The organism is Segatella copri, from assembly GCF_019127135.1.
Classification (GTDB): domain Bacteria; phylum Bacteroidota; class Bacteroidia; order Bacteroidales; family Bacteroidaceae; genus Prevotella.
Genome location: NZ_JAHOEA010000029.1, coordinates 38,028 through 51,979 on the forward strand (window position 1 = coordinate 38,028; position 13,952 = coordinate 51,979).

Below are 13,952 nucleotides of genomic sequence, written 5' to 3' on the forward strand. Positions count from 1 at the left end.
CGATTTTCTATCCAGAAATAATAAGAGATGATCTTTCTGACTGAGAAAGGTCATCTCCCCTAAAAGAATTATTTATGAAAAGAGTAAAACATACCTTATTATATCTGCTTGCGGCAGGAGCCATGCTCCTGACAGGCTGTAGCGATGACTTCTTCGGCGACAAGACCGAGCAGCACGACAGCAACCGCATCCAGCTTTCGGGCGATATCGACCAGCTTGCCGTAACCCGCGTCAACGACAACGGTTTCTGCAACGGCGACGTGATGGGCGTTTACATCGTAGATTACGAGGGGAACAAGCCTGGAACCTTGAAGGTAAACGGCAACCGTGGCGATAATGTGCGCCACACTTTCGATGAGCCTAACTATAAGTGGAACTCCGCTTATGACCTTTTCTGGAAAGACAAGCATACGCATATTGATGTGTATGGCTACTATCCTTTTGCCAATCCTGAGAGCATAGAGGATTATCAGTTTGAGGTTCAGAAAGACCAGAGCAAGGCAACCGAGAATGGCGAAATGGGTGGCTACGAAGCGAGCGATTTTCTCTGGGGCAAGGTTTCAGATGTGGCTCCTACCACCAGCGTAATCCGTTTGCCTATGGCGCATCGCATGTCTAATGCCCGTGTTACCCTGATTCAGGGTTCCGGTTTTGCTGAGGGCGAATGGGCGAATCTGGAGAAGATTGTTCTGACAGCCAACGTAGCCCGCAAGGCGGGCATCAATCTTTCTACTGGCGAAATCAAGACTGCAGGTGCTGTAGAGAACACCATGACCATCCCATCTCGTACTAACGACGAGTGGCGCACCATCGTGGTTCCTCAAACCGTGGCAGCCGGCACTACCCTCTTCAGCATCACCATCGGCGGCGTACCTTATAAGTTCACTAAGAACGAAGCACTTACCTACGTATCTGGCAAGATGATGAACTTCGGTATCAAGGTGGATAAGCAGGCAGGAAGCGGCACTTATAAGCTTACCTTGGTAAGCGAAAGCATCACTCCTTGGGAGAATGATTTGGTAAGTCATGATGCTGCGGCGAAGGAGTACGTGGTTATCAACTCAACGAAAGGTCACCTAAAAGAGGCGATTGCTGCGGCTAATAAGGACTATACAAAACTCAAGAATCTTAAGATTACCGGCGAGATAGGACCAACAGACTTTGAATTTATGCGTGACGAAATGAGCAATCTTCAATCTCTGAATATGAAAGAAGCTATTGTTTATGGAAGATTTGGTTATCAACCTTGGATTTCTGGTGACAACTCTCACGATGGGGTAGAGCGAAAGTACGTAATTCATGAGCGTGCATTTGATGAAAAGAACTCATTAGTCCGTGTCGTTCTTCCAGACAGTCTTACAGGTATTGGTGAAAGAGCCTTCAGAAATTGTGTAAATCTAACTGGTTCTATCATCATACCAGAGGGAGTAACTCGCATCGGTCCTAGTGCATTTCTTTGGTGTAATTCCTTAACAGGTTCTCTTTCACTACCAACAACATTGGAATATATTGGAGGAGGAGGCGCCGTAGATATCGGAGGTGCCTTTGACGGTTGTCATTTTAATTGCGAGTTGAAATTACCAAACAATTTGAAATATATTGGACATAATGTATTTGCATCGAATCCTGGTTATTACGGCAATTTAGTATTACCAGATAAACTTGAATATATAGGTGATGGGGCTTTTTGTAATGACAATAATCTTACGGGAAGTCTTAAAATACCACAAGGCGTAAAAACCATTAATCAAAACGCATTTGGCGGTACAGGTTTTAATGGTACACTCCAACTTCATGATGGAATAACAAGCATCAATCAAGGTGCTTTTAATAATGTTCCACTAAAAGGAGAGTTGAACTTACCTAAAAACCTAACTTCTGTTGGAGAGAGTACATTTGCTGGGTGTGATTTTTCTGGAGAATTAAAATTACCAAAAGGTCTTGTATCTATCGGCAGAAACGCCTTTGCAGGAAACTGGAGATTGATGGGTACTTTGGAATTTCCTGAAGGCTTGGAGTCAATCGGTGCAGGAGCTTTCGCCAACTGCCGTAGTATAGAACAACTTATTTTCCCAGAAAGTCTGTCTAGTATTGGTTATGAATCAACATGGGGAGATAATGGAGGTGCTTTTGCCAACGATTTTGGCATTTACAGCATCGTTTGTAGAGGAGAGGTTCCTGCACATGTTTTGAGCGGAGCTTTCAATGGCGTAGCCAAGGATAACTTCACTCTCGAAGTTCCTGAATCTGCCATTTCCCAGTATCAGGCAGCACCAGGCTGGTGCGACTTCAAGCGAATCGCAGCTCACCACGAGCTCGTTTGCCGCCCATCTGTAGCCTGCGCTTTAAGCACGGAGCATAAGCAGAAACTGGTGATTAACGCCGAAGGCGAATGGGAAGTAGCCAGTAAGCCAGACTGGTGTGAGGTTTCTCCTGCCAGCGGCAACAAGAAAACTGAAGTTACTTTGACTATCAAGGGAATGGCTAAGAATGCTGATAGTCGTGATGGAAAGGTGGTATTCCGCCTGAAAGACAAAGACTATACCCACGAATGTAGCGTTTCGCAGTATGGTTATGAATATGGCGAGGACGAATGGATTACCCTGCAGAAGGCTACCAAGGGCAACAATGGAGGAATCAACATCGTTCTGCTCGGCGACGGCTTTAGCGCAAAGGATATTGCCAGCGGAAAATATCTGAATGATATCAAGCAGGAAGTGGAATATTTCTTCGGTATTGAGCCTTACAAGACTTACCGTGATTACTTCAATGTTTATACCGCCATTCCGCTTTCTACTGAATCAGGCGTAGGAACCGTGAACACCATCCGCTACAACCGATTCAACACCACCTTTACCGGTGGCGTAGGATTGAAGGCAGATTATGACGAAGTATTCGATTATGCTCTGGGCGCTCCAACCGTCAACAAGGGCAATCTGAATCAGACCCTGATCATCATGGTTCCTAATTCTACCGATTACGGCGGCATCTGCCAGATGTGGGAAGATGGTTCGGCTATTGCCTTCTGTCCGCAGAGTACCTACGACTATCCGCTCGATACCCGTGGCGTCATCCAGCATGAGGCAGGCGGACACGGATTCGGAAAGTTGGGCGATGAGTACATTTATCACAACGCCTTCATCGATTTCTGCGACTGCACCTGCTGCGGACACGTTCTTGAATTCAACGGAGCCAAGTCACTCGGCTGGTACGACAACCTGGAACTTACCGGCAAGATGCATAGCGTAGGCTGGAGCCATCTGATTTTCGACGACCGCTACAGCGACATCGTAGACATCTACGAGGGAGGCTACATGCACAACCGAGGCGTATTCCGTTCGGAGCCGAACTCCTGCATGAACAACGATATTCCTTACTACAGCACCATCAGCCGTGAGAGTATCGTGAAGCGCATCAAGGCTTATGCCGGAGAAACCTACAGTTTCGAAGACTTCGTGAAGAACGACAAGCGGGATGCGGGAATCGTAGAGAGCCGTGCTTTCGGCGGCAATGGCGACCAACGCACATCCGGAACCTACCAGCATGCTCCAGTCTTCCATAAAGGCAGTCCGCTGAAGATGGCAAAGGTTAGAAAGCATCGCTAAGGACGGATGCCAGGAAAATCAGAGTATGGACCATTAAAACAAGAAAAAAAATGAAGAAACATATAATAAGATACGCCAGTTTTGCGTTGGCTATATTAGGAATGGTTTCATGTAGCGAGGAGGTGGAAACAACCTCCCGCTACAAGGATGCCCAATCTACGCCGATGACTTTTGCCATAAACTATCCCGGCCAGAGCCGTGCCACGGCAACCAGTTTCGAGTCAAACGACAAGATAGGTCTCTACGTGGCAGAAAGCAAGGCTCCACTCGAAATAGGCGGCAATCTCGTGAACAACGAAGCGCTCACCTACGATGGCAGCAAATGGGAAGCCGCCCGTACCCTCTACTGGGACGAAGGCACCTACAACGCCTACGCTTACTACCCATACATACAGGGCGTAAGCAGCACGACAGACCAGCCTTTCAGCGTAGCCCTCGACCAGAGTACCCCGAAGACGGCAACTGCACCCGGCGGTTACGAGGCAAGCGACCTGCTCTTTGCCACCAGCAAGGACATCCAGGCATCCAACTCCCCTATCAGCCTCAACTTCAAGCACATCATGAGCAAGCTCAAGATACGCCTGATCAAGGGCGAAGACTTTGAGGGAGAAATGCCTACTCATGCCCAGGTAACCATCCACAGCACGGTACCTACAGCTACCATCGACCTTCAGGCAGGCGTGGCAACCCGTTATGTGAAAGGAACCCAGCAGAGCATCATCGCCCATCAGGAGAGCGACTACATCTACTCGGCAATCATCGTGCCTCAACGCATAGAAAACCGAAGACCACTCATCGAAGTGGTAATGAAAGGTGTAAGTTATCTCTACGAGAGCAGATTCCAGTTTAAACCCGGAACCGAACATCTTGTCAACTTCATCATTTCAGACAACCCAGACCAGGTGAAGATAGAGATAGGCGGCGAGATTCAGAACTGGGGAAAATAAGTAAGAAAGCCTTTCTCCCGAAGGGCTATGCATGATAAAAATACAGAGAATTATCGATGAAGAAGACGGTATTGATATTATCCCTTCTAGCACTCCTTCTCGGAGGATGGGTGGCAGCCTTGTGGCTGCTGCCCTCTGCCGTTTATAAAGGCGACAGCCAGGAAATCCGATACGGAGTGAACGAAGGACTGGAACTTGTAGAAAAGGACAACGGCACGAAAGGCAAGCGATACGTGGTAGAAGATGCAGACGGCAACGAGCTGTTTGCCATCCCTTTGCGTGGCTGTCTGCTAGATACCCGTTTCCGCAACGGACAACTCCGGTTCCGCGAGCAAAACTCTAAGAGAGAGGGATTTATCGACCGCCAGGGTATGGTCGTATTCACGGAAAGCAACAAGAATGCGATTCCAGAAGACAACAGGCAGCAGGCGCAGATGCTGATGAATGGAGAGGCGGAAGAAACCGCAAAGACTTCGGCTGATTATCAACCGGAAGAACAGGCAAACAGGCAAGCGAACGCACCAAAAACAGGAAAGACCAGCCATCTTTCGCAGGTAGATCTCAAGACGATGGCGCAGTCGAATCCTTTCTACAAGGAAGCCTCGAAAATCATGCAGGGCAAACTCACAGAGACCGATGCCAGACGCCGCCGCACCATCCTCAATTACTGCGAACATTTCCGCACAGCCTATACCACCAAGGATCTTGATTTTCTGAAACAGGTGTTTAGCGACAAGGCACTCATCATCGTAGGAAACGTGGTAAAACCTGCAGCCAACGACAACAAATGTCAGGCTGAAGCAAAGGTAACCTACGCCATTCACTCGAAGAAAGACTATATTTCAAGACTGGCGAAGGTATTTACAGTCAACCAGAAGATAGACTTGAAGTTCTCGGGATTCCGCATTATGCGCCATCCTACGATGGACGGCATTTACGGCGTCACCCTGAGACAGCAATACAAGAGCAACCGTTACGCAGACGACGGCTATCTCTTTCTGCTCTGGGATTTCCGCAACCCGTCTATGCCGCTCATCCACGTGCGCACCTGGCAACCGGCAGGAACCGTACATAGCGGAGACGATGTAATCAGTATACAAGACTTTAATTTAGAATAAATAATATGATGACAGTTAGGAGTGAGAAATTAAGAGCTGGGAGTTTAAGACTCACGATACTCTTATTCATATTAAGCCTGTGGTCGGCATCCGTCCAGGCACAGGAATTTTCGGTAGCAGGTTTCCGCCTGTTGCCCAACGACGTGAGTGCCTTTATCACCCCCGTACGCGACCTCAACGATGAGCCTTGCGCCCTGGTAAAGGTAGAAGCGCCCTCCGACTTTGCCTTCTCCACCCCGCTCGGCATCGTATCGCGAAAAGATGAAGTGGGCGAAATCTGGCTCTATCTTCCCAAAGGCTCCAAACTGCTCACCATCAAGCATCCGGAATGGGGCGTGCTCCGCGACTACCGGTTCAGCAAACCGCTGGAAAGCAGAATGACCTACGAGCTGAAGCTGAAACTGCCAAAACTTACTCCTATCATCCAGGAGAAGCACGACACCATCGTAGAGGTAAAGACGGTAATAGATACGATTGCCGTACCACAAGTACGTCAGAAGATGCCACTCGCCCTCTACACGCTCGCCACGCTATCCTTCCATGAAGACGGACCTTCCTACGGTCTCTTCTTCGCCCTGATGCGCCGCCACGGCTTCTTCATCCATGCCAGCAGCAACCTCAAGCGCATCGGCAGCACAGAAGGAACCTGCAACAAAGAAGGCTACACGCCGGGCAGCAGTATCAAACCTTATTATACAGGCAATACACGCCACCAGAACTACACCTTTACCGCTGGAGCCATCCACCACATTACGCATGGTTTCTGCCTATTCGAAGGCGTAGGCTACGGCAAAGCCGCTACAGCCTGGCAGCAGACCGAGAGCAGCGGAGGCGGATACCTGCTCAACGAAGACCTTACCCACAAAGGCTTCGCAGCCCAGCTGGGTGTACTCGCCTCGTTCAACAGAGTGAGCATCGCAGCCTCAGCCATCACCATCGCCGGAAAACAATGGCAGGGCAGCATCGGCATAGGTATTAAAATCGGAAAACAAAAGAAGTAAGAAATGAACATAAAAAGCATATTACGCAGCATCAGATTTCTTGCCCTCCTGATAGGAAGCATGATGATGGCAGGATGCAGCAATAGCGATAAGCCTGCCTATCTGGAGCCGCACCTGATAACCACAGAGGCGACCCACATCACCCGGACAGAGGCTACCCTCAACGGATTAGCCACCATAGAGGGAGAAACAGAAATGCCGAAACTTCTGTTCAGATACGGCACTTCGGAGAGCATGAACCTCAATACCAGCGAGGTTCATGCCCAGGGAACTGACGTCTCGCTGGTTCTGACGGGGCTCAAAGCGGGCACTACCTATTATTATATGCTACAGGGCAACAACGGCCGAACAACCACAACCAGCAACATGATGAGTTTCACCACCCTGCCCAATATGAGTCCGAAACTTACGTCGGCAACACTCTTGAGTCACGGACCGATGAGTGCTTTCGTAAGTTACGAAATAACCGATGATGGCGGCGAACCGATGACCGAAACCGGATGCTACGTTTATCTGACCAGCGAGCCGGAGAACAAGCAAAAATGCATCGCAGAAAACTTTGACGGAAAGGAGGGTAAAATCAAGTTGCGTATCGGAAATCTGGAGCGGAATGCCCACTACGAGTTCCTGCCTTTCGCCCGCAATACGGTAGGAGAAACCCTCGGAACCGCCATCAAATATGATACGAGCGACGCCATTACGCTAAACGAAACAGGCGAACTGCCCCAGCTGATGGGCAATCATCTTTACGAATATACCCAGCTGACCATAGCCGGAACCCTGAACGGCGAAGACCTAAGTTGTCTGAGATTGATGATGGGGCGCGACAATAATAATGCATCCACCCCAGGCAAACTCTCGGATATAGACCTTGCCGACGTTCACCTCGCAGCAGGCGGAATGGTAGGTCCTTATCATCACGAAGCTGCAGAAAACCAGATTGTGCAAGGCACATTTGCCGGTTGCGAGAAGCTCACCCACTTAGTTCTTCCTGCCGATGCAACCACCATAGAGAAAGATGCATTTGCCGATTGTACTTCGCTCCGCGAGATAGAGATTCCAGCCTCAGCAGGCAGCATTCTCCCTTCCAGCGGATGCACGGCGCTCGAAGCCATTACGGTTTCGCCAGCCAACGCTCATTACCAGAGTCAGGACGGCGTGCTGCTGAATGCAGAAGGCAACAGAATCGTCTGGTTCCCGATGGGCAAGAAGGGTAAATACACTCTTCCCACCGCCTTTACTTCCATCGGCGCCTACGCCTTCAGAGAATGCAGCATCGAGACGTTTTATCTGTCAGACAACGTAGAAACATTAGGACAAGGTGCCTTCATGGACAGCCAGGTAAAGGAAATACATCTCGGGGCTGGCATCAAGCTGATTCCTACGGGCGTTTTCCAAGGCTGCAGGAAGCTCACGAAAGTATATCTGGGAGCGAAAACCGAACATATCAGCAACTACGCTTTCGATGAAAGTCCGCTTACCGACCTCTATGTTTCAGCTTCCACAATACCTTACTGCGAAGAAAACGCCTTCTCCAACAAGGTAGCCAACTTCTTCACCACCTGCGTGGTCCACGTTCCTGCAGGCATGAAAAAGGGGTATCAGAACCATAAGATATGGGGCAAATTCACCCATATCGTTGAAGAATAAAATTGTCGAACATTCATACTGTTAAAGAATAAATTATGACAACACCCGAAATAGAAGAGCTCAAATCGCTCGTAGAACAGAAATACGGCAAGATTCTTGCCACGACAACCGACTTCGAAGAGTTTTCACTCTATCTGGAGAAGAAAACATGTGGAACTGTTTCTCCATCCACCCTCAAACGACTCTATGGATACGTGAGCGACAATCATAAGCCGCGCATGGTAACCCTCGATGTGCTTTCCCAATACATCGGACATAAGAGCTACATGGAATTTACCCATTGGCTCAAGACCAGCACCAAGTACAACAGTTCTTTCTTCAAGGCAAACCAGCTGGTAAGCAGCGATTTGCGTGAAGGTTCCCTCGTTTCTATCGGATGGAGTCCCAACCGTCTGCTGCTGCTCCGCTATCTGGGAGACAGTACCTATGAAATAGAGAAATCAGAGAACAGTAAGCTGCTGCCAGGCGACCGCTTCGTAACAGGTTGTTTCATCAAGGAGCAGCCCCTCTTTCTGCCTTACATCGAGCGCGGCGGCGAACGTACAGCCTCGTTCGTAGCCGGCAGAAACGGCGGACTTACCGTCATCAGCATCAACAAGAAATAAAACAATAGAAATCAAGAAAAAGAGGAAACCGTGAGCATGAAGGAAACAGAAGAAAAGAAGAAGAAAACAACATCGGGATTTACCGAAGATATCAGCAAGGAGATGAGCGATTCAAACCCTTTGCCTGTGGAGGATGCATTCAGCAATCTCCACCAATGTTACGTGTCTATTTCGGGTCATACGCGCATCTTTACAGCCACCAAATACGGCAAGCGTTTCATGCTGAAATGTCTCAAGAACGATTTTCTCTACACCCCTGTTTACCGACAGGCACTCGCCAAGGAGTTTGAGATAGGCCAGCAGCTGGAACATCCCAATATCTGCCGTACCATCGACCTGGAAAAGGTTGACAACTTGGGCACGGTAGTGGTGATGGAATATATTGACGGCGACAATCTGGAACAGTTCATCAAGAAGAATGCCCTCTCGGCAGAACTCGCCCGCAAGATTGCAGCACAGCTGATGGATGCGTTGGAATATATGCACAATAAACAGATGATTCATCGCGACCTGAAGCCTTCTAACATCATGATTACCCATAACGGGCAGAACGTGAAACTTATCGATTTCGGTCTCTCGGATAGCGATTCTTTCTGCGTATTGAAATCGCCAGCCGGTACTTCGGGCTATATTGCTCCCGAACAGATGTTGCCAGGCGCCAAGGCTGAACCGCGTGCCGACATTTATTCTCTGGGCATGGTTCTGGGTGAAATGGCCAAGGCTACGGGCGATAAGGCACTCAGCAAGATGGCTGAAATCTGTAGCTGCCGCGACCCGCAAAGCCGTCCGCAAAACATCGCCCAACTGCGCCAACGCCTGTCCTGTACGCCCCGTTACCGCCACGCCTTGTTCCTGCTCTGTGCTCTCATCATCGCCCTGCTGGCAGCCCTGGCCGGGAGCTATTATCATCTGGAGAAGAATGCCCAAGAGCCTGCATCTTCGGCAAGCGACAGCATTCAGTCTAACGACAATAAGGTAATCGACTATCAGCTTTGGGATAAATAAAGCAGGAACTTTAAACATATTTATCTCTTTTTCTTTCCATATTCGGCAGAAATACGCTACTTTTGCACCCTATATGGAACAGATTTCACCAATTCAGGCATTATTGCAGCAACGCACATTACTCCAGTTGGAGTATTATACCGAGAAAGAAGCCTTCCGCAAACTTACCGAACAGATGGGAATGCAGCGGAAGGTGAAACGAGGTGATGCCTGGTTCCCGCTACAGGTGGGAAAGAGCTTTTATAATTCGCTGAACCAGACAGCCATAGAGGTTTTCCGAACCTCTGACCAGGATATCGAGCACAATTTTGAGTTCGGTCGCCCCGTCATGTTCTTTATGGTCAAGAAGATGGGCAAGAATGAGAACCAGGGCAACACAGCCCTCCAGCAGTCAGAAAACCCTTCAGACGCTAATCATAAAGTTCAAAGTTCAAATCTCAAAGTTCAAAGTATAAAATATTTCTCCTTTACCGGAACCGTGAGTTATGTGGATGGCGACAGAATGGTGATTACCGTACCCGATTCTGCCCCTCTGCTCGAACTTCAGCAGTCAACCGACCCTATCGGCGTACAGTTATCCTTTGATGAAACAAGCTACAAACTGATGTTCGAGGCCTTGGACCGCGTGATGAAGGCAAAGAACAACCGTCTGGCTTATCTCCGCGATTTATTCTATTCCCATCAGAAGGCAGGAAGATTCTCCTTCGAACCGATGAAGTTCCCTTGGCTCAATCCTACCCAGGAAAGGGCTGTAAACGAGGTGCTTTGGGCGAAGGATGTTGCCATCGTTCACGGACCTCCGGGAACCGGAAAGACTACAACCCTGGTAGAAGCCATCAACGAAACCCTGATGCGTGAGAGTCAGGTTCTGGTGTGTGCACAGAGCAACATGGCGGTAGACTGGATATCAGAAAAACTGGTGGACAGAGGCATCAACGTGCTACGTATAGGAAACCCAACCCGCGTAAACGACAAGATGCTGGGCTTCACCTACGAGCGCCGCTTTGAGAGCCATGCAGATTATCCTCAGCTTTGGGCGATTCGCAAGGCAATCAGAGAATTAAGAAAGAACAGGAAGAAGGGTAGCGAAAACTATCATCAGAAGATGGATAGGCTGAAGAGCCGTGCTGCCGAAATAGAACTCCGCATCAACGCAGAACTCTTTGGCGAGGCGCGTGTCATCGCCTGTACCCTGGTAGGCTCAGCCCACCATCTGCTGGAAGGCATGAAGTTTGGAACCCTCTTTATCGACGAGGCTGCCCAGGCTTTGGAAGCAGCCTGCTGGATTCCGATGAGAAGAGCCAGCCGGGTGATTCTGGCAGGCGACCATTGTCAGCTGCCGCCTACCGTAAAGAGTATTGCGGCATTAAGAGCCGGACTGGGCAAGACCCTGATGGAGCGCATCGCCGAAAACAAGCCGGAAGTAGTAACCCTGCTGAAAATCCAATACCGCATGAACGACGAAATCATGCGATTCTCCAGCGACTGGTTCTACGGGGGCAAGGTGGAGAGTGCGCCTCAGATTAAATACCGAAGCGTATTGGATTACGACCATCCGATAACGTGGATTGATACTTCGAACGAGGAGAATCAGATAACCATAGAAGGAGGAGATGCTCCAGAAGATTCTGCTTCCACATCATCTTCTGAATCTGCAGCCAATCAGAATTCTGATTTGAACTTCAAGGAGCAGTTTGTGGGCGAGAGTTTCGGGCGTATCAACAAGGCAGAAGCCGAGCTTACCCTGCTTACCCTGGCGGAATACTTCACCAAGATAAGCAAACGGCGCGTTTTGGAGGAAAGAATCGATGTAGGCATCATTTCGCCTTACCGTGCCCAGGTACAATATCTCAAGAAACTCATCAAGAAGTATGAGTTCTTCAAGCCTTACCGCCGCCTGATAAGCGTGAATACAGTAGATGGTTTCCAGGGGCAGGAAAGAGACGTGATCCTCATCTCCCTGGTACGCTCCAACGATGAGGGCCAGATTGGTTTTCTGAAAGACCTTCGCCGCATGAACGTGGCGATGACGAGAGCCCGAATGAAGCTCATCATCCTGGGCAACAAGGACACGATGACGAAGCATCCTTTCTACAAGAAACTGTGGGAGTATGTGGAGGCTATCAACAACAACGAATAAAACAAAGACTATTTTATGCTACAACGAGACTACATACAGCGACTGATTCGCGAGTTTATGGCGGCACTCGAAAGAATGCTCGAAAAGAAAGAGGTGGAGGTGAGACGTGAGAAGATCAGGGAGCTCTACAATCAATACGTGGGTCCTTATGCCTTCTACAGCATCGCCACCATCGAAGACGTGATGAAGGCAATGGCAGGAATTGCCGACGAGGAGAAACGACTCTCCAAGATGGACATGCTTGCCGAACTCTACTATCACGAGGCGGATACCGTGGGACAACCTACAAGAGATGAACTCCTGAACAAGGCGTTCATGCTCTTCGATTATGTGGAAGCACACGGAGATACGTTTTCCATTGAGCGCCGCAACAAAATGGCACAAATCAAACAGAAAGTGGGAGATGCACTCAAATAAAGAGTGCATCCTCCTCCTTTTTTATATTTTAGGATAACAAAAACTAATCATAAAGTTCAATGGTCAAAACTCAAAGTTCAAAGTCAACAAACGACATGACTGTAGGCTCGCCCTTGCGAGCCATCATCAAATTTGCGATTCCACTTATCTTGGGTTACATCCTTCAGCAGATGTATCTCATCATCGATGCCGCCATCGTGGGAAGATGGATTGGCGTGGGAGCTCTTGCGGCAGTAGGCGCATCCAGCTCCATCATGTTCCTCATCATGGGCTTCTGCAACGGCTCCTGTGCCGGTTTCGCCATCCCTGTCGCCCAGGCTTTCGGCGCCAGGGATTATGCCAAGATGCGGGCTTACGTGAGCAACAGCATCCGCATCGCCGTGGTGTTTGCCGTGGTCATCACCTTCCTTTCCTGCATCTTCTGCGGAAAGATTCTGCATCTGGTGAATACGCCGAAGGAGGTGTTCGATGATGCCTACATCTTCCTGATGCTGCAGTTTGCGGCGATTCCTTTCACTATCGCCTACAATCTGCTCTCCGGTCAGATTCGCGCCCTGGGCAACTCGAAACAGCCTTTCTATTTCCTCATTACCGCCTCGGTCATCAACATCATTCTCGATGGCATTCTGATTCTCGGCATGGGACTGGGCGTAGAGGGAGCAGGTATTGCCACTTGGCTCTCGCAGGGAATTTCCGTGCTGCTCTGTATCTGGTTTATCAAGAAGAAGATGCAGATTCTGATTCCGAAGGGAGAAGAAAGGAAATTTGATAATAAAAAGATAAGCATTCTGCTGAACAACGGCGTTCCGATGGGTCTGCAGTTCTCTATTACCGCTATCGGCCTCATCATGCTCCAGAGTGCCAACAACGCTCTGGGAACGGTTTATGTGGCTGCATTTACTGCCTCTATGCGCATCAAATATCTCTTTACCTGCGTATTCGAGAACATCGGAGTGGCGATGGCTACCTATTGCGGTCAGAACCTGGGAGCCAGGAAGCTGGATAGAATCGGTCAGGGCGTAAGGGCGTCCATCAGGATGATGCTGGTTTATTTCGTCTTCACCTTCCTGCTCATCTATCCGTTTGCCGACGAGATGATGATGCTCTTCGTGGATAAGGGCGAGGCAGAAGTGGTAACTTATGCTGCCCAGTTTATGCGCATAGCCAACTATTTCTATCCTTGTCTGGGCTTGCTCACCATCCTGCGCTACAGCATCCAGGGCTTGGGTTACAGCAATCTCTCGATGCTGAGTGGCGTAATGGAAATGATAGCGAGATGTGGCGTGAGTCTCTGGCTGGTGCCAGCCCTGGCGTGGACGGGAGTCTGCTTCGGCGACCCTGTGGCGTGGGTCATGGCAGATCTCTTCCTCATCCCCGCCTTCCTGTGGCTTTATAAGCATCTGAAGAAGGAGCAAGTCCGATAGGGTATTTTTGACGTTTTAAAAATTTGCATTAAAAAATATT

Annotated in this window: 10 protein-coding genes; all 10 read left to right on the forward strand. The window is 49.2% G+C overall.

What is annotated here, in order from left to right:
• Window positions 1-74 precede the first annotated feature (74 nt).
• The 10 genes from KSW37_RS09035 (at window position 75) to KSW37_RS09080 (ending at window position 13,912) form a co-directional block, all read left to right on the forward strand.
• Entirely contained in the window at window positions 75-3,605 is a 3,531-nt protein-coding gene (locus tag KSW37_RS09035; protein WP_217314215.1) for a fimbrillin family protein, read from the forward strand.
• A gap of 50 nt (window positions 3,606-3,655) precedes the next feature.
• The gene (locus tag KSW37_RS09040) at window positions 3,656-4,552 is read left to right on the forward strand and encodes a fimbrillin family protein (protein WP_217314216.1); all 897 of its coding nucleotides are present in this window, start codon (window positions 3,656-3,658) and stop codon (window positions 4,550-4,552) included.
• A 56-nt stretch (window positions 4,553-4,608) separates the two neighbouring features.
• Window positions 4,609-5,670, forward strand: a complete 1,062-nt coding sequence (locus KSW37_RS09045; RefSeq protein ID WP_217314217.1) for a hypothetical protein — start codon at window positions 4,609-4,611, stop codon at window positions 5,668-5,670.
• A 5-nt stretch (window positions 5,671-5,675) separates the two neighbouring features.
• Complete coding sequence (locus KSW37_RS09050; protein WP_217314218.1) at window positions 5,676-6,671, forward strand: hypothetical protein; 996 nt, start codon at window positions 5,676-5,678, stop codon at window positions 6,669-6,671.
• A gap of 3 nt (window positions 6,672-6,674) precedes the next feature.
• Window positions 6,675-8,321 carry a leucine-rich repeat protein gene (locus tag KSW37_RS09055; RefSeq protein ID WP_217314219.1) on the forward strand — a complete coding sequence of 549 codons (1,647 nt, stop codon included), beginning with the start codon at window positions 6,675-6,677 and terminating at the stop codon, window positions 8,319-8,321.
• 35 nt (window positions 8,322-8,356) lie between these two features.
• Entirely contained in the window at window positions 8,357-8,926 is a 570-nt protein-coding gene (locus KSW37_RS09060) for a hypothetical protein (protein WP_217314220.1), read from the forward strand.
• 36 nt (window positions 8,927-8,962) lie between these two features.
• Window positions 8,963-9,931 (forward strand): serine/threonine protein kinase, encoded by a 969-nt coding sequence (locus KSW37_RS09065; protein ID WP_217314221.1) that lies wholly within the window; start codon window positions 8,963-8,965, stop codon window positions 9,929-9,931.
• 73 nt (window positions 9,932-10,004) lie between these two features.
• Entirely contained in the window at window positions 10,005-12,071 is a 2,067-nt protein-coding gene (locus tag KSW37_RS09070) for an AAA domain-containing protein (RefSeq protein ID WP_217314222.1), read from the forward strand.
• Between the two features lie 15 nt (window positions 12,072-12,086).
• Window positions 12,087-12,488: a hypothetical protein gene (locus KSW37_RS09075; RefSeq protein WP_217314223.1), complete on the forward strand. Its 402-nt coding sequence runs from the start codon at window positions 12,087-12,089 to the stop codon at window positions 12,486-12,488.
• A gap of 59 nt (window positions 12,489-12,547) precedes the next feature.
• Window positions 12,548-13,912 carry an MATE family efflux transporter gene (locus tag KSW37_RS09080; protein WP_254368608.1) on the forward strand — a complete coding sequence of 455 codons (1,365 nt, stop codon included), beginning with the start codon at window positions 12,548-12,550 and terminating at the stop codon, window positions 13,910-13,912.
• Window positions 13,913-13,952 lie beyond the last annotated feature (40 nt).